The 16,612-nt window shown below is 59.1% G+C and carries 17 protein-coding genes; 5 read left to right on the top strand and 12 right to left on the bottom strand.

Annotation, left to right across the window (positions count from 1 at the left end; all coding sequences use genetic code 11):
• Window positions 1-63: 63 nt before the first annotated feature.
• On the bottom strand, window positions 64-1,278 hold the full coding sequence (gene lplT / locus ACEN9G_RS17720; protein WP_483126800.1) for a lysophospholipid transporter LplT: 1,215 nt from the start codon (window positions 1,276-1,278) through the stop codon (window positions 64-66).
• A 141-nt stretch (window positions 1,279-1,419) separates the two neighbouring features.
• Here lplT and ACEN9G_RS17725 point away from each other — a divergent pair, with 141 nt between their 5' ends.
• Window positions 1,420-2,625: a GGDEF domain-containing protein gene (locus tag ACEN9G_RS17725; RefSeq protein ID WP_413344072.1), complete on the top strand. Its 1,206-nt coding sequence runs from the start codon at window positions 1,420-1,422 to the stop codon at window positions 2,623-2,625.
• A 16-nt stretch (window positions 2,626-2,641) separates the two neighbouring features.
• Here ACEN9G_RS17725 and ACEN9G_RS17730 read toward each other — a convergent pair whose 3' ends face one another.
• The 5 genes from ACEN9G_RS17730 to ACEN9G_RS17750 form a co-directional block, all read right to left on the bottom strand.
• Window positions 2,642-3,916: a glucan 1,4-alpha-maltotetraohydrolase domain-containing protein gene (locus ACEN9G_RS17730; RefSeq protein WP_483126801.1), complete on the bottom strand. Its 1,275-nt coding sequence runs from the start codon at window positions 3,914-3,916 to the stop codon at window positions 2,642-2,644.
• Window positions 3,917-4,103: 187 nt separating this feature from the next.
• Window positions 4,104-4,967, bottom strand: coding sequence for an NmrA family NAD(P)-binding protein (locus ACEN9G_RS17735; RefSeq protein ID WP_483126802.1), 864 nt, complete (start codon window positions 4,965-4,967; stop codon window positions 4,104-4,106).
• 92 nt (window positions 4,968-5,059) lie between these two features.
• Window positions 5,060-5,593 (bottom strand): helix-turn-helix transcriptional regulator, encoded by a 534-nt coding sequence (locus ACEN9G_RS17740; protein WP_413339969.1) that lies wholly within the window; start codon window positions 5,591-5,593, stop codon window positions 5,060-5,062.
• On the bottom strand, window positions 5,557-5,973 hold the full coding sequence (locus ACEN9G_RS17745; RefSeq protein ID WP_413339970.1) for a HipA N-terminal domain-containing protein: 417 nt from the start codon (window positions 5,971-5,973) through the stop codon (window positions 5,557-5,559). The genes ACEN9G_RS17740 and ACEN9G_RS17745 overlap by 37 nt, the downstream gene beginning before the upstream one ends.
• A 48-nt stretch (window positions 5,974-6,021) precedes the next feature.
• Window positions 6,022-6,426: a phytanoyl-CoA dioxygenase family protein gene (locus ACEN9G_RS17750; RefSeq protein ID WP_495605442.1), complete on the bottom strand. Its 405-nt coding sequence runs from the start codon at window positions 6,424-6,426 to the stop codon at window positions 6,022-6,024.
• 75 nt (window positions 6,427-6,501) lie between these two features.
• Between ACEN9G_RS17750 and ACEN9G_RS17755 the strand changes: the two genes are divergently transcribed.
• Window positions 6,502-8,184: a recombinase family protein gene (locus ACEN9G_RS17755; protein ID WP_413339972.1), complete on the top strand. Its 1,683-nt coding sequence runs from the start codon at window positions 6,502-6,504 to the stop codon at window positions 8,182-8,184.
• Window positions 8,185-8,607: 423 nt separating this feature from the next.
• Here the strand turns inward: ACEN9G_RS17755 and ACEN9G_RS17760 are convergent, their stop codons facing one another.
• Entirely contained in the window at window positions 8,608-9,231 is a 624-nt protein-coding gene (locus ACEN9G_RS17760; RefSeq protein ID WP_413339974.1) for a recombinase family protein, read from the bottom strand.
• 256 nt (window positions 9,232-9,487) lie between these two features.
• On the opposite strand from ACEN9G_RS17760, the gene ACEN9G_RS17765 reads away from it, so the two are divergent.
• The 3 genes from ACEN9G_RS17765 to ACEN9G_RS17775 all read left to right on the top strand — a co-directional run bounded on the left by ACEN9G_RS17765 (window position 9,488) and on the right by ACEN9G_RS17775 (window position 11,980).
• On the top strand, window positions 9,488-10,189 hold the full coding sequence (locus ACEN9G_RS17765; RefSeq protein ID WP_413339976.1) for a hypothetical protein: 702 nt from the start codon (window positions 9,488-9,490) through the stop codon (window positions 10,187-10,189).
• 330 nt (window positions 10,190-10,519) lie between these two features.
• A complete protein-coding gene (locus tag ACEN9G_RS17770; RefSeq protein WP_413339977.1) occupies window positions 10,520-11,035 on the top strand; it encodes a DUF4145 domain-containing protein in 516 nt (171 codons plus the stop codon).
• A gap of 282 nt (window positions 11,036-11,317) precedes the next feature.
• On the top strand, window positions 11,318-11,980 hold the full coding sequence (locus ACEN9G_RS17775; RefSeq protein WP_413339978.1) for a hypothetical protein: 663 nt from the start codon (window positions 11,318-11,320) through the stop codon (window positions 11,978-11,980).
• Here the strand turns inward: ACEN9G_RS17775 and ACEN9G_RS17780 are convergent.
• The 5 genes from ACEN9G_RS17780 to ACEN9G_RS17800 form a co-directional block, all read right to left on the bottom strand.
• Entirely contained in the window at window positions 11,977-13,194 is a 1,218-nt protein-coding gene (locus tag ACEN9G_RS17780; RefSeq protein WP_413339980.1) for a hypothetical protein, read from the bottom strand. The two genes, ACEN9G_RS17775 and ACEN9G_RS17780, sit on opposite strands and share 4 nt — an antisense overlap.
• A gap of 598 nt (window positions 13,195-13,792) precedes the next feature.
• The gene (locus tag ACEN9G_RS17785; protein WP_413339982.1) at window positions 13,793-14,266 is read right to left on the bottom strand and encodes a hypothetical protein; all 474 of its coding nucleotides are present in this window, start codon (window positions 14,264-14,266) and stop codon (window positions 13,793-13,795) included.
• Window positions 14,267-14,276: 10 nt separating this feature from the next.
• Window positions 14,277-14,504 (bottom strand): hypothetical protein, encoded by a 228-nt coding sequence (locus ACEN9G_RS17790; protein ID WP_413339984.1) that lies wholly within the window; start codon window positions 14,502-14,504, stop codon window positions 14,277-14,279.
• 557 nt (window positions 14,505-15,061) lie between these two features.
• Window positions 15,062-15,466 carry a phytanoyl-CoA dioxygenase family protein gene (locus ACEN9G_RS17795; protein WP_413339986.1) on the bottom strand — a complete coding sequence of 135 codons (405 nt, stop codon included), beginning with the start codon at window positions 15,464-15,466 and terminating at the stop codon, window positions 15,062-15,064.
• 35 nt (window positions 15,467-15,501) lie between these two features.
• On the bottom strand, window positions 15,502-16,539 hold the full coding sequence (locus ACEN9G_RS17800) for a M29 family metallopeptidase (RefSeq protein WP_413339988.1): 1,038 nt from the start codon (window positions 16,537-16,539) through the stop codon (window positions 15,502-15,504).
• Window positions 16,540-16,612 lie beyond the last annotated feature (73 nt).

Genomic DNA, 16,612 nt, shown 5'->3' on the forward strand with positions numbered 1-16,612 from the left:
TGCGATACGGTCGGACACGCGGACACATGAACGGACACCAGGCGGACACCGCGGGCGGACAGTTCAGTCGATCCGCGGCGCCGCCATCCCGCGCAAGACCAGCGTGACGAGCACGATCAGGAGGCCCAGCAGCACGAGCACGGTATCGAGCCGCAGCCGCGCCTGCAGGGCCAGCGCATAGGTGGACGTCATCAGGAGGATGGCGAGGTTCTCGTTGAAGTTCTGCACGGCGATCGACTGGCCGGCAGGCATCAGACGGTGGCCGCGGTGCTGCAGGATCGCGTTCATCGGCACGACGAACAGGCCGGCCAGGATGCCGATCGCGAGCAGCAGCGGCAGCGCCACCGCGACGGAATGCACCCACACCATCGCGCACAGCCCGCCGCCCATCACGGCCCCCAGCGGCATCACGGACAGCGAGCGCACGAGCGGCACGGCCTTGCCGGCGACGGCGGCGCCCACCGCGACGCCGAGCGCGAACACGCCCTGCAGCGCCGCGGCACGGTCCAGCGTGAGACCGAGCACGTTCTGCGCCCACGTCAGCAAGAGCACCTGCAGCACCATGCCGCTGCCCCAGAACAGCGACGTGACCCCCAGCGAGATGCGGCCTTCGCGGTCCTGCCACAGCGTCCGGTTGCAGCGATAGAAATCGGCGAGCAGCGCGGGCAAGGGGCGGCGCGCGTCGGCCGGGCGGACGCCGGCGTGCATCACGGGCAGGTTCAACAGCGTCGCCAGCAAATACGTCATGACGATCACGGCAACCGCCATGCCGATGGGCGTGGCCCGCCATGGCAAGGTCAGGTGCAGCAGCCACGCGATCGCCTGCGGATTGGCGGAGAGGGCGCCGCCCAGCACCGTGCCGAGGATCATGGCGAGCACGGTCGTGCCCTCGATCCAGCCGTTGGCCGCCACGAGGCGGCGCGGCGGCAGCACCTCGGCCAGGATGCCGTACTTGGCGGGCGAGTATGCGGAGGCGCCGAGCCCCACGATGCCGTAGGCGAGCAGGGGATTGGCCTTGGCCAGGATCAGCGAGCAGCCGAGCATCTTGACGGTGTTCGTCAGCAGCATCACGCGGCCCTTGGGAAAGCGGTCGGCGAAGGCGCCGGCGAACGGCGCCAGCACGATGTACGACAGGACGAAACCCATCTTCAGCATCGGCGTCATCCACTGCGGGAACGACAGCGTGGCGACCAGCGACACGCACAGGATGAACAGCGCGCTGTCCGCCAGCGACGAAAAGAATTGGGCGCCGACGATGGCGAAGAATGCGGCATTCATGGAAGCGGTATATCACAGCCGTCCCGGAGGCCGGATTCGCTTGCTGTAAATACAGAAACTTTGCGATTGCGACAATTGGTTTGATTTGCATATAAACAATAGTTTTATACTTATGGAATTATCTATACAGGTTGGATGCGCTTGGACGCTTTCACACTCATCGTGGCCGCCGCGCTGGCGGCATTGACCATGGCTGCCAGCATGGGGCTGCTGTACCTCGCCAGCGCGCGCCAGGCCTGCCTCGTCGACTGGACGGTCGCCGCTGCGTTATTCGCACTGAGCAACGGGCTTGGCGCCATCGGCCTGCACCAGCAGGCGGGTCCCATTCTGTTCATCGCAAGCGTCAACGCGCTCCACATCGGCGGCCATTTCGGCATGCTGGCCGGGGTGCGGCGCCACCTGCACCTGGCGCCCGGCTGGCGCTGGGGCGTGCTGCTGATGGTCGCCGTGCTGGCGGCGCATGCGCTGATGTTCGCGCGCGGCGCGCCGCTGTACCGGCTCGTGCTGTTCACACCGTTCGTCGGCGCGCTCAATCTCGGCGCCGCGTGGCTGCTGTGGCGCCGCAGCGAGCGCGCGGCGTGCGCGGCGCATACGCCGCTGATCGTGCTGCAGGTGCTGTCCGCGCTGCAGCAGGTCGCGCGCATGGCGATCATGCTCGCGTACGACGGTCACCCGCCGGGCTTCCTGGGCGGCGATTTCTTCCGCACGTCGGGCGCGCTGGCGATGCTGGTGTACATGTCGCTGGCGACGATGTGCTGCGCGCTGATCGTCAGCCACCAGCAGACATTGGCGTTGCGCCGCGCCTCGCTGACGGACGTGCTGACCGGCTGGCTGAACCGGCGCGCCCTGCACGACGTGGCCACGCGCGACTTCCGCCGCTGCCGCCGCAACGGTTCGGCCATGTTCTTCATCACGTTCGACATCGACCACTTCAAGCCCATCAACGACCGCTACGGCCACGGCGTGGGGGACGCGGCGATCTGCCACGTGACGGCACTGTCGGCGCGGGTGCTGCGCGGGTACGATGCGCTGTTCCGCATCGGCGGGGAAGAGTTCGCGGTACTGGTCGTCGGCGAACATGCGGGGAACGTGGGCGCCATGGCCGAACGCCTGCGCGAAGCCGTGGTGGCGGCGCCGCTGACCGTCGAGGGGATGCCGGTCCCGATGACCGTCAGCGTGGGCGTGGCCGCGCTGGATGCGCACGACCAGAAATGGGAAGACATCCTGAGCCGCGCGGACGTGGCGCTGTACCACGCCAAGCAGAACGGCCGCAACCGCGTCAGCGTGCATGGCCGCGATGTCATCGGCCGCGGCCAGGCGACGCGGCTGCAGGCGGTGGTGGCCTGAGCCGCTTCGTGCGCTTTTATTTCATCCAGACGGCGTAGTTGTTACCCGACGTCTGCAACGTCCAGCCGGCACCCGGGCTCCAGCTGTTCGGGCCGATCTTCATCGCCAGCTGGTGCGTCGTGCCGGTGATGATGGCTGCGTACAGGCCTTGCGTCGCCTGCTGGATCGCGACCGCCGACGTCGAATTCACGCCCGCATTCTTGCGCGCCGCCATCAGCGCCGCGATCTGCGTCTTGAGATTCCAGTTGTAGATGTGCGGGTAGAACACGGTCGGGATGCCCGGATGCGACAGGATGTAGGCATACCCTTCCAGCACCGAACCGCACGGCACCGGCCACAGGTTCTGGCCCGTGCCGCAGCTTTCGGCCGGGCCGGTGTCGTGGTTGTCGACGAACGTCACCGACATCGCCGGCCACCAGCCGATGGCGCCCTGCGGCTTGCCGTCGGTCGCCTTCAGGCGCCAGTAATTGCCGTTGGCGAGGGCGTCGTTGAGGATGCCCTTGGTCGTGAAGTCGAACGCGCCGCAGCTGTTGCTGGTGCCGTTGATCCAGTCCATGATCGCCTGGCGGTTCGCGTTCAGGTTGTTCAGGTCGAACGAATCCGGCCACATCTCGCCGACGCAGAAATCGGGTGCGAACGCGTTCGAATACTGGCCCGCGTAGCTCGCCGAAAAGCCCTTCACGTAGTCGAAACGCAGGCCCGAGAAGCCCACCGGCTTCAGCGTGTAGTTCAGCCAGTTGATGATGCCGTTCTGGACTTCGCCCACGTTCTTGTGGTCGAGGTCGCGCCCGGCGGAAAAGCCCTGGCCCGTGTCGGCGTTGCCGAGGCCGCAGTTGCACTCGTCGCCGTTGACGATGGAATAGGTGGTCCAGTTCGGGTTCGTGAAGTCGGACCAGCCCGTGGTGCCCACGCGGTGGTTGACGACGACGTCGACGATGGATTTGACGCCCTTGCTCTTGAATGCGCTGACGACGTTCGTCAGCTCGGCCGCGCTGCCATATTTGGAATCGAGCTTGTTCAGCTGGCGCGGCAGATAGCCTTCCTTGGCGCTCGAATCCGACGGCGGCGGGAACCACACGTGGGTGAATCCCATCGCGCTCAAGTCGCCGACGTTGTTCAGCAGGGTGTTGTACCAGTCCGGGCCGGCATAGTTGGCCGAGTTCCAGTGGAAACCCTGCAGGACGATGGCCGTGCTGCCGCCGGCCTGCTGGGTGGGGGTGGCGGCCCCTGCCGGGGCCATGGACGTGATCATGCCCGCCGCCAGCAGGGCGACGATGGTGCTCTTCTTCATGCTTCTCCTCCGATGTGATACGGGTAAGGTCCCGGCGAACAACGGAGGTCGTGCAAAAGTCCGTTGCTCAGTCAGGTACTTTTACTACGTATCGGGCGATCATTCTGTGATGTTTTCGTGCCCGACGGGGGAGATTCTTAGCTATACGTATTTTCGTGTCAACCTAATTCGCATGAAATATGTAGTTTTAATACTTTCGATTTGCGCTTTCGCAAATGAAATTCTCGAGCGACGTCGCGCCGCGGACGGGGTCGTCCGGCCAGCGGTCCTGCTCGTCCAGCACGGTCCCGGTCATGCACGTATAGCTGCGCGCCGCTTCCGCCGAAAAGCCGAGCTGGCGGAACGTCTGCTCCCAGGCGTGGCGCGGGACGACCTCGACGTCGACGGGGCGGCCGAGTGCCCGCGCGAACGCGTCGGCGACGTCGCGCGGCGTGTACCGGCGCGGGCCTTCGATGTAGAGGGTCTCGGTCCGGTCCGCGGGCTCCATCAGCCGCTGCGCGGCGGCTTCGCCCAGGTCGCAGGGCGCGACCATCGGGATGGCGGCATCCTCCGGAAAGAAGCTGGGCAGCTTGCCGCGGTGGCGCACCGTGTCGAGCATCTCGGTCCAGTTGCTCATGTAGTAGGCACCGCGATTGACGGCGACGGGAACGGCCTGCGCCCGCAGCTTTTCCTCGAATTCGAACAGCACGGTGAGGTCGCCGCACGGCTCGCCGGCGCGCGCGCCGAACGTCGAGACGGCGATGGCCTTGCGCAAACCGGAGTCCGTCACCGCGTCGACGATGGCGGCGGCGTTCGCGCGCTCGACGGCGTCGGTGTCGGTGAACGGCGCGGCCGGCGGATTCAGCAGCAGCGCGGTGGTGCCCGTACGCAGGATGGCGCGCAGCGCGGGCACGTCGCGCACGTCCGCGACGGCGACTTTCGCGCCGGCATCGCGCAGCCCGGCCGCATGGCCGGCATTGCGCGTGACGACCGTGACGGGTTCGCCCCGGCGCAGCAGTGCGCGGGCCGTGGCCGAGCCGACGTGGCCGGTGCCTCCGATGATGATGTGCATGACGATCTCCTTTCGTAACCGAAGAAAGGAAGATCTTAAGAGGGAGTCCTGACAGTTTTTGTCAGGAGCGACAGAAGGTCAGCGGCCGATCATCAGGTGGGGCGCGGTTTTCTTTTCGTACGTCGGTGAGCTTCGCCGACGAACGTATCCTCAGCTATATTTTTCTTTACTTGGGCTGAAGTAATCGAGGAATCAGGCGTGCCCGCGGTCGTTTCGTGCAGTCGCACGATCTTGTGTAATTCGTCGTCCAGTGCGGCAGCCCTCAAGTTGAGTGCCCGAATGTAGCTGGAAAGTTCTTCCCTCTTCGCGAGGGCATTATGGATGGCCTTTGAAAACTCCGTGTCATGGTTCGTCGTGATTATTCGGTCACTGACGGACTGTGGCTGGTCATCGGCATGCAACTCACGTTTGATCGGAACGAACGCCACCTCCAGGCCAAAGAACTGTCCAATGCGATTCATTGTCGCGACAGTGGGGTTTGCCTGGCCAAGCTCGATCGCCTTGATGACGCGTGCACTGACCCCGCGATGACGAGCGAATTCTTCCTGCGTCATGCCGGCGATCGCGCGCATTTCGCGCACGCCTTCGGTCAGCGACAGCCTGGCGGCGGCCGCGGCCTCCAGCATTCGGTCGCGCCGTTCACGGGCCTCTGCCTTGTCCTGTTCGGGCAGAGCCAACTGCTCGGGTTGAAGGCACCGGCACGCAGCAAAGGCAGGTCGGAAGCCTGGGCGTCGGGGAGCTTCAGATGGTCGAGAAGGAAGCGGCGTCCGTTACCCTGCGGTACGAGATCGTACAGAAAAGTGGGCCAGGTTTTCCGGACATGACGGTCTGCGTCCACGGGGAGAACCAGCGATATCGGGGGCGGTGCATTGCCGAAGGCGTAGAGCAGATCGTATTCGAACACACAGTCGTTCGGCCGGAAGCCATTCCGCACCACATCGGAGAAGCTTGCCTGCGCCGCTTCCAGCCACTCGCCTTCGTGAAAAATCTCGATATGACAGTCCATGCCCGGCTTGTGCTTTAAAAGTGCATTAAAAGGTACTGGAAGAGTATATCAGTCGAAGCCACGTACGGGAAAATCCGCATCCCGCTGGATCCAGTTGCGCGGCGAATAGGCAGTGCGCGCATCCGTCACGTGCAAGGTAAACGCATGCCGCGACACCGCCGAGCGATTGGGCGCGCTGTAGTGCGGCAGCAGCCCATGGAAGCAGACGAGATCCCCGGCCTTCGCGGCCAAAGGCACGGCCGTGCTGTCGTCCGGCCACGGCGTACTGTCCAGTTTTTCCATCGCGATGGCATCGTCGTCGCGGAGAAAACGCTCGCGCAGCGGGCCGCGGTGGCCGCCCGGTTCGACCCACAGGCAGCCGTTCTCGATGGTCGCGTCTTCCAGCGCGAACCAGAACGTCGTCACGCTGATCGGCGTGGAATCGAAGAACGTCGCGTCCTGGTGCCAGCGCACTTCGCCGCCGATGCCGGGCTGCTTGAAGATGTAGCTCTACTAGCGGTTTGCACCCCATGCCTGTAAACTGGGGGCATGGATACCAATACGCCCAAACCGCTCGCCTATAGCTACCGTAGATTCTCTCACGCCAAACAGAACGAGGCCGGGAGCCTCAAACGTCAGAAGGATATCGCCGTAGGGTATTGTCAGAAACACAATCTACAGCTTGTCGAGGATGAACAGTACACATTTTTGGATAGGGCCACTTCGGCATTCGATGGAAAGAACCTTGATGACAAGGCCGAGCTACGACGCTTCCATGATCTGGTAGAGGCCGGGTCAATCCCGGAGGGTTCGTATCTGATCGTTGAATCACTCGATAGGTTGTCTCGTCAACATCCGAGGCAAGCGCTTCCAAGGTTCCTCGATCTTCTGAACGCTGGAATCAACATCGTAAGCGTCAATGATGACAAGGTTTACAAAGCCGGGAAGGTGGACGAGCTGGACCTAATCGTCAGCATCATGGAAATGTCGCGTTCGCACAGCGAGAGTTCCAACAAATCCAAACGCGTTGGCAAGGCATGGCGTGACAAGCAGGAGGACGCCCGGAACGAGCGTAAGCCGATGGGAGCTACCCGGCCTGCTTGGCTCGATCCAGTGTACCGGGATGACGACAAGGACAAGCTGAAGAGGAAGCCAACACACTATGTCGTCAACGAAGCGAAGAAGCAGATCGTCAAGGACATCTTCCAATGGACGATTGACGGCTATGGACGCGAGGCGATTGCTAGGAGGCTGAACGAAGCGGGGATACCATCGTTCAAGGGGAAGACGTGGGGCGGCTCCAGCGTTGCCCAGATATTGAAGAGTCCCACGGTTCTCGGTATTTACCAGCCGTACAGCGGCAAGGGCAAGGAGCGCGTCAAGGTCGGGGAGCCGATAACGGGCCTGTATGAACCAATCATCGATGAGCGGACGTTCTACGAGGCCCAGCAAGCGACTACAGAGCGGTTCATAACGGGAGCGAAGAAGCAGTCACGCGGATATAACGTGTGGCAACGAATCCTTCGCTGTACGCGATGCCATGCGGCACTGAACGTCTATACCAAAGGAGCGAAGCAGCCCCCTTACCTCCGCTGTTACGAGGCCGGAAAGGGAAAGTGTGACGCTAGGTCGATCCGACTGGACCGGGCCGACGAAGTGTTCAAGGAGCTGCTTACCAAGGTGAACAGTCTGGCGCTGGTGCAGAGTGACGCCCGTAGCCTTCAGGCGCAACTGAACGAGGTACGGGGCCGCATGGCCGAGCAACAACGGGCAAGGGCTGAAACGTTGGATTTCTTGCGTACCCGTCCATCGTCAACGCTACGAGCAGAGGTAGCGGATGCAGACGACGAGATAGCACGACTGGAAGAACGGGAGCTGGAGCTGGAGAAAGCGCTTGCGGCAGACCGCATCACGAACAAGGAAGACTTCTTCGCACGGCTGGACTTGGTCAGCAAGGAGGGGCGAGCTAGGGCTAACGAGCTGCTGAAGCGGCTGGGAATCCTTGTCACCGCGTTCAAGGAAGCGGACGACTCGATTACGTATCAGGTGCACAAGAAGGAACTCAAAATCTTGAGGATCGTAGATACCGGGAAGACGCTCCAGACCGTCAGCTACAGTACGGACGTGACGATGGCGATGTTCGATCAAGGTGAAATTCGTGAGGATGAACTTGAGGTCAATGTCGGGTTCAATCGAAGGCTCAAGTTGAAGAAGAAGCCGGAGACGGCTTGACCAGTGTTTCTCCAGCCGTGATTTTTGAAAAGGAAATTTTTGCAAATTGCCCTTCCGGGCAGATAGGCCGGAACCGTCTGGAATATATCACTGGAAAGTGAAAAACTGCCGGGGAGCGAGCGGGTTGCTTAACACATCGCCGGGGCGGGTCGAATGGCCTTCCCGGTCGTGGCAAATATCGATAGGGCCGTCCGGAGGGGGCGGATGGGGTAACACTACCATTCGAGCGTAGAACGGCTCCTAGAGCCTCTGAACGCGTCCTAGGGCCATCAGCAGGGCCGGGAGTCACTAGGACTGGAGCCCGCAGGTAAAGGACAATCGCCAGGAAGGCCATTTAAAGGCTCATAGAGACGATTTGATGAGTTTGGCTACGTAGCCATCAACTCATGCATTAGAAGGCCGTAGCGGGCCTCCTATCGCGTCTCATGCGCTTTCCTGTGCTTTGAGCAAGGCCGCTTGCTTCGCTACCGTGCCACGGCTGCATCCTACCAGTTCCATAATTTCGTTCCAGCTTGATTGACCGGCTTTCAGGTGACGTTGGATCAGGGCGTTACGGTCGGCGTCTTCCTTGCGACCCTTGTACACGCCTTTGGCCTTCGCTTTCTCGATACCCTGTGCAGCACGGCGGCGACGGTCTTCGTAGTCCTTACGAGCGATAGCGGCTAGCATGTCCAGCATCATGTCATTCACTGCCGCGAACATACGGGCCATCGTGGGATCGGTGGTCGTCATCATCCACGACGTAGGCAGGTCCAGTGCTACTACTTTGATTTCCTTCTTCTTCAACGTGGCCTTCAACGATTCCCAGTCGGCTTCGTCTAGACGGGACAGGCGGTCTACCTGTTCCAGCAACAGCATGTCGCCGGGGTGGGCGTCGTCGATCAGTTTAAACAGGGCTGGGCGCTGGAGTGATGCACCGGATTCGTTCTCGACGTAGAACGCTGCGATCTTGAGCCCCTTGTCAGCGGCGAACTGTTCCAGTTGCTCTTTGGCACGATTTGCATCCGTCTCTTTCGTGGATGCTCTGAGGTATGCACGTACAAACATGTTGTTCCTTTCAAGCTGCTGTGTCGATGAGTCTATTATACACAGTCTATTAAATAAGGTCCATTATAAATGGTCCATTTGAATTCTGATGCCCTTGGGCTACCTCGTCGGCATCGGTCTATCTGGGGCATGCCCTATTTGCACCAGTCGATGTCTGGATGGTGCAACCGATCAGTAAAGAAGTTTGCTTCGTGACAATTACTGTTTTATTATGAAATTCCTAAAACATATATTGTCCAAAACTATGTCCTTGAACATGAACCGGGTTATCGTTGCCTCTGCATTCGGAGCAGTGGTCGCTTTGAGTGGTTGCGTTACTGCCGAACCCGTCCCAATGCGTCAAGCGTTTCCGACAACCGAACCGCGTTACGCGCCAGAACTGAACACAATCAGTAAGGCAGAGCTGGGCGATTCGATAGTTTCTAAAGAGTACGTCTCTCGGGTGCGTGCTATCACCGTCGAAGGGGGGGCTGACGATCCAAACCCGCCCGGAACGACATCTGTTTTTCCCGGCGACCTTGAACTGATCGCGTCGCGTCCGGAAGGAGAGTATTACGCTGGGACCAACACCTACTATGTGATGTTAGGTCAGAGAGTACCGATGGGCGAACGTGGAGGCGTGTTCGTCCCAAGCGACAAGTCGAAGCCTGCCGTGATTTACCACTTCGCTAACGGATATCGTTACGGCACCAAGCCGATTGCCTACACCCCAAAGGAAATTGTCAGATTTACGGCTGAGAGCTTCCGTCGTGAACTCGTCTACAGCGGGGTATCGCAGAACACGCTTACGCTGATGTATCGCGAGTTCAAGGACAACTTTGCGCGTCCCGCGTTCACGCAAGAGCTGAAATATGACCTATCCCAAAGCCGTGTGATCGGCTACAAGGGCGCACGATTTGAAGTCGTTGACGCAGGTAACACAGCCATCACGTATAAGGTCCTGAGCGTCCTTCAATAATCGAACTGAACCGTCAAAAGCCGCGCTCAACAGCCTTGTCCGATCTGATCCCGCTCTCTATCGGCTAGGGCTGATGAGCGTCGTAGACATGCCGGACGGCAAGTCGTACACTGAATCATCTCGTTACAACACAGGGGAAACTAAGTGTCACAGTTAGTTGCTGATTGCCCGCGATGCGACGCACAGAAAATCACGTTCAATGTTCTCGCCTCTAACCATGTACATACTAATTGGGGTTGGCAAAGGTATTGGGAAGCGTACAGCGTGTGCGGCCATTGTGACAATGGAACGATTTTTCTCGTCAGTCAGCAAGATCGGGGAACCGATACTATGTTCGACCGAGTGAAAGGTCGTCTTGAGGCTCTCGATGTAGTCATCAATGGTTTTGTTAATGTCGAGAGATACCTCTCTATCGGAGATATTGCTGCCGAGCCTCCTCCGGAGTACCTTCCTGAGCACATACTTGCTGCATTCAACGAAGGCGCGAAATGCCTTGCTGTAGGCTGCTTCAATGCTGCGGGAACCATGTTCCGTCTTTGCGTCGACATGACGACAAAGGAAAAACTTCCAAGCGGCGATGTCGAGGGGCTAAATTCCAAAACTCGTCGTGATCTTGGCCTGCGGCTACCGTGGTTGTTCGATAATCGCTATCTTCCGGAAGACCTTCGCGACTTGTCCCACTGCATCAAGGAAGACGGAAACGACGGGGCGCACCAAGGAACGCTAACTGAGGCCGACGCTCTCGATTTGCTCGACTTTACGACCGAACTGTTGGAGCGTATCTATACGCAACCGGAGAAGGTAAAACTTGCGGCTGAGCGTAGGGCACAACGCCGCTCCACGTAAGCCGCTCCTGTCATTCCGCTCAGGACAGCTCCGGGTCCTGAGCCTTCCTCCGCACTCCGAGCGACTCCGACATCACCATCAGCTCTGCTTCACGCTTAGGCAGGGAGTAGCACTTCACTTCCCTTCCGGTAGGGTCAAAATAGCTGCCGGAAAAATTTCCGTGAGCGATTCCGGGGGCTACCCGGTCCATCGTGTTTTTCCGAACACGATCTGAGGTTGCAATTGATGTTTCCGTGACTCCAGTAGTGCGACAATGACACATCACTAGTTTCAGGAGTCGTCATGCATCAGTTTTGGGGGAACGTCGGCCGAGTGTTGCGATGGATAGTTATTTCGGCGGTATTGGTAGCACCCATCATCGTCTACATTTGGACGTTCGGTACAGTAATTAGCAACGATCCGAATCTATGGAGTGCGATGGGGTCGGCGATGTCGGGTATCTACGGCCCGATCCTGTCAGTCCTCACGTTTTTCGTGTTAATCATGCAAGTGCGCATGCAACGAGAAACGAACGTCCATACATACGAACAGGCGTACTTACAAAACGCCAAGGCCGATTTGGATTTCTACCTGGCTCAGTTGGTCAAGGCTCTCGAAAAGAGCTACGGTTCTGACATCCCTGCGCGTACGATTCTTCGCCGTTGGTACGAGCAAGCAACAGTTGAGCAGCTTTCCGGCGAACCGCTGAAGCAAGCAGCGAAAGAGATGGAACAACGCGTCCCACAACTCCAAGCGATTTGGGCCGCTATTTATCCGATCTATGCCGGTTTAAGTTCCAGCTCTCGGACACAGTTCAACCTGCACTTCGTCTCTGCAAAACAGAAGACCATTGCAATGATTTCGTTCCCGACTTGCGTTGCACTGGATCATTACCTTCATTGCATCACAGAAGGGAGATTGGGCTACGTGTACCAGTTCAGCCCTACTCTGTCGCCTTCAACTTAACTCCATAGTCCAACAACACTACTTCCCGGCCCCTCGGTCAATAGGGTAGCCGGGGATTTGCCCTTGTCGATGGCCTTGTCGTACGCTCGTACGTCCATCGTTGGCTTTGCTGGGTGTTTGTTGGCGTATCCAATAAACCCGTACGTGTTCTCTAGCTCGTAGGCGACCATTCCCGGCGTTCGCAGTACGCCTTGGGTGAACAGGTACTTCCTTACCTCGTCAATATCCATATCGGCGTCCACTGCCTGTTCGTACAAGCTGGCGATGTAGCGGGTTGCTGGCGTCATTTGCCCTCCCGTTCCTCCGCTGCGATACGGGCTAGTTCGTCCGCTACCGTCTTGCCGGATGGCTTCGGAGCCGTCCAACGGGTGACAGGCTTCGTTGGCGTCGTCGGCATGGTCGGCTGGCGCTGGGCTACTGGCTGGGCCTGCTGGGCTTCCTGCTTCGCTTCTGCTGCGATCTGGAGCAAGTGGAGCCGTACCAGTTCGTTGCTTGAATTCGGTAGTGGAGCCGAGGGATTGAGAGTTGTCGGTGCTGCTGGCTTCTGGTGCTTCTGTAGTTCGCGTTTCATGTTGTTCACTTTCGTTAGGTTGTGGGGCTGCTGGTGCAGCGGGAGTGGACATAAGGGCGTCCCTGTACTTCTGGCGCTGGGCTTCACGCTTCGCGATGTTCGATGTGAACTCGGAGCCGAAGTACGTCTCACGGCCCGGTACATCGCTTTTCGACCGCACTTTCAGGAAGTAGGTAGCCCACTTGATGCAATCGGCCAGCTTGTCCGGCGTGTTCATGCGGGCGAACATCTGCCCACCGTGCATACGGTTCTTCGGGGGCTCGATGCGGATACTCAGCTTCCTACGCTTGATGCGTCGAGCGATGAAACCGCCTTCTGTCACGTCCAACAGGTCGGACGGGAAGTGTTTGGCTGTTTCAACGATGACGAATGCGTGAGCATGAATACCGCCTTTCTCGTCTCCGACTTCGTACGCCCCGATGTATTCGGCTCTGCACTTGGTGCGGATATGGCGCATGATGGCCTTCATCGTTGCTTGGTATTCATCCTTGGTAGAGCCCGATAGGATGAACTGGTAGGCGATAGCGTCTTTCAGATCGTGAGTGGTAAATACCTGCTGTAGCGTATTCAGCTTTCGTCTTGAATGTAGACCTCCGTTCTTCTCGTGCTTCAGGATGTCATTGGTGTATTTCGTACGTGCCATTATCGTTCTTTCATTTATGCTTCTACTGGGCTCCCTGTAAGGGGGAGCCAATAGGGGAAGGAGTATTGACTATTTCGATATCCTTCTATTGTTTAACTACTTCTTTATCTCTTACTCTTTATTACGGCAGAGGATTCGTTTGTCATTTCCATCAGCAAGAGCCTCACTTTTCATAGGAGCGGAGGCATAAAATACGGGTGGATTTGAAAATGTTCTAATACGTCGATTACACCTTTGCGATGGCGGTAGCTAGGTCGATCAAATGACCAATCATTTTCGATCCGCCCACGCTGTGTAGCTCTGATAGCCTCTGCAACTTTTGCCACTGATTCGGCTCTAGGTAAATCTGTTGACGCTGTAGTTCGTTCCCGTCGTCAAATAGGACAGCTTGGCGGGAGCTATTCGGAATCGGTGTCACTTTCACAACGTGCGACTTGCGGTAATTCATATATGTTGTTCTTTCATTAATGTTTGTGGAACGCGCAGGACATAAGGAACCCTTGGCCTGTTGGCTAGATGCGTACGTTCTGCGGGTGTAGTTACTACTGTGCCGGGACGGCGGAGGCGCTTCCTCGCGGGGAAGGCCGGAGGGAGGGCTTTACTTCGTCAGGCGGGCACGTTCTGCCGCTGCTGTCGCTTCGATCTGCGCAATTTCTGCTGCTGTACGTTGGCGGAGGGCCGCGATTTGTTTTTGAAGCGCTTCTTCCGCTGCTTTTACTTCACGCTCCAGAGCTTGACGCTTTTCTTCTTCAACGATACGACGGGCTTCTTCGCGTACTTGTTTCTGGTGTTCGCGTTCCTCTGCTTCGCGGCTCAGGTCCGTTGATTCCTTTGCTTTGTTGATCGCGAGTTCATCGGGTGAGCCGATTACCATCGTGAAAAACGCCATACCGTTTTGCATTACTTCGATTGGTGCATCGGAGAAACAATATCCGTTACGTGCATGTACCACGCTTTCCGCAAATGCTAGGTTGGCTGGAGCGGCAATCTTGATTGCGAAGGGGCGCTTCTGCACTGCTGGCGCTTCTGGTACTACTGGAGCCGTAACGGCTGGGGTTGATTTACTTGTCATACTATTCCTTTCAGTTAGTGGTTGATTTGATGCCACGGTGTCTGATGTACTGTGAAACGCGTTCGCGATTCCAAATCAGTCCGGACGGCGTTTCAAACTGCTGCTCATTGAGGCGGGCAGCAATTGAACGAAGCGTGCTATGGGGGCGAAGCGCTGTAATCACTTCGTCTACCATTGTGTAATAGTCCGCATTACGCAGCGGCATCCCGAAAGCCGGGATCGCGTTTTTTACGAGCATAGGTATGCCTCCTTTGTGAGGATGAGTTTTCGGTGTGGGATTGGTCCGAGGGCTGGACCGATGAATAATGCTTAGATCGATGTAGACATGTGATCTGTCTACCCCGTATCTTACACCATGGAAGCTTTCTTGTCAACCAGTGTATATACACACTTGACATACCGATAAATCGTCATCGCCCACCGGGGGAAGTTGAATCTGCCAAAGAGGCAACTTTCCACCGCTCGATAATAGAACTTTGTGTCCACCAACGTGGTATTTCATGCACGCCGATACACAAACTTTCCATCGCCCGTTACTGCAAATTTCGCGTCATTTTCCCTATGGGAGACGATCCAAAACGCTACCAGCGAACGCCGGTACTTTTTCGTGCTGTCAGAGGGCGTTTCGTCGCAACTCGGGGCCGTTTACTGCTTAAATTTTGTGCAAAAAGAAGGGCTGACGAAAGTGTCCCGACTAAGCAAATCGAGGGGGGCCGGGATGAACCGAAATTGGGCTAGTCCGGGTATCGGCGTCTGTCGATGCCTGTAGTCATGGGGTGTAAAACAACAAACGATCTACATCGATTGCCAGATCTGCGGCTGTTCCAGGCCCAGGTCGCGCGCGACGGCCGCCAGCTTCGCATCGTGCGTAAACGCCTTGAACACGGGGTCGAGGTCGTGCATGGCGTGGCCGATCTTGTTGATCGACAGGGCCTTGGCCTGCTTCAGCTGGCCGTCCGGGCCGAAGGCTTCCTCTTCGAAGAAGCAGCGGATCGTGTTGTCCGAGCCGAGGAACCAGGCGTCGCTGGCTCTCGCCTGGTCGCGCGTCGTGAAGATGGCGCGCGACTCCGCGGGATCGAACGCGTCGACGATTTCGCCGGCGCGTGCGCGCAGGCGCGCGATCTCGTCGGGCGCTTTGAAATTCGGGATGACGATGTAGCCGTCGCGCCGGTACCGGTCGCGTTGTTCGGGAGTGAGCATGGCGTGGTCCTTCGACTAAACCATGCCATTGTAGATCAGGCGGCCACCGTCCACGCACCGTCCGCATACACGCGCTCGTCGTCCAGGTACACCGCGTCCGTCACGACGAACACGTCGATGTGGTAGCGCGCATCCTTGCGCTTGAACCCCGGTTTCGCATACACGCCATGCTTGGCGCCCAGCGACAGGTGGATGCCGCACATGCGCTCGTACGTGCCGATGTCGTCCACGCGGCGCTCGCGCGTGAAGGCGCGGTTCATGCCGAAGCCGAGTTCGCGCACCCAGACTTCGCCCTCGTCGCGGCGGATGATGTCGAGGACTTCCTGGAACGCCGGCGTGACGTTCTCCGTGCCGACCACGCGGCCCTTGTCGATGACGAGCGTGATCGGTGACTCGGGCCGGTTGACGAGGTAAGCCGTGTCGCCGAACACGTGGACTTGCGCGCGCCCGCTGACGGCTTCCAGGTCCCGCGCTTCCGTGAACACTTCGCCGATCGGGAACTGGCCGCCGACATTGTTCATCGCGCTGTAGTCGCCCACGTTCAGCTTGGCGCTCTCCAGCGGCGAGTCGAATACGAGGACGTCGCCGCCGCCATGCACCTCGGCACGGCGGGCGCGGTCGATGCGCGCCTTCAGCGCATGGCCCACGCCGCGGAAGTAGGCGGGATCGTAGGCCAGCGCCTCGATGTAGTGCCCGCCCTGCGCGCCCGGCATGCGCGACAGGTGCACGTGCTCGATCACCTTCAGGCCCAGCTTGAAGAGTTCCACGCGCAGGCGGAAGCCGTCGAGGCGGAAGTTCGTCGACTGCACCAGGACGACGAGGTCCTGCGGCGCCAGCGTGCGGAACGTCGCGAGCACCTCGTCGGGGGCCACCGTGTCGAAGTCGACGAAAGAAGCGTCCGGCAGGTTCGCGCGGTACGCGGCGACGAGGGTGAGGGCCAGGGCCGTGCGGGTGTCGAAGACGACCAGCGCGCGCCGCTCGGACGTGTGTTCGAGCGCGATCGCGAGCACGTCGCGCAGGTGCGCGGTGGCGGAGTCGATGGCGGCGGCGGGCAGGGCGTCGGTGGGCGTCATGGCATGGGTGAAGGGGAAGACAACCCGCCATTATACCCTTGCGGCAGGTCACGATCAGGCCGGCCGGAATGCT

This window comes from Massilia sp. Masssp94, assembly GCF_059491305.1.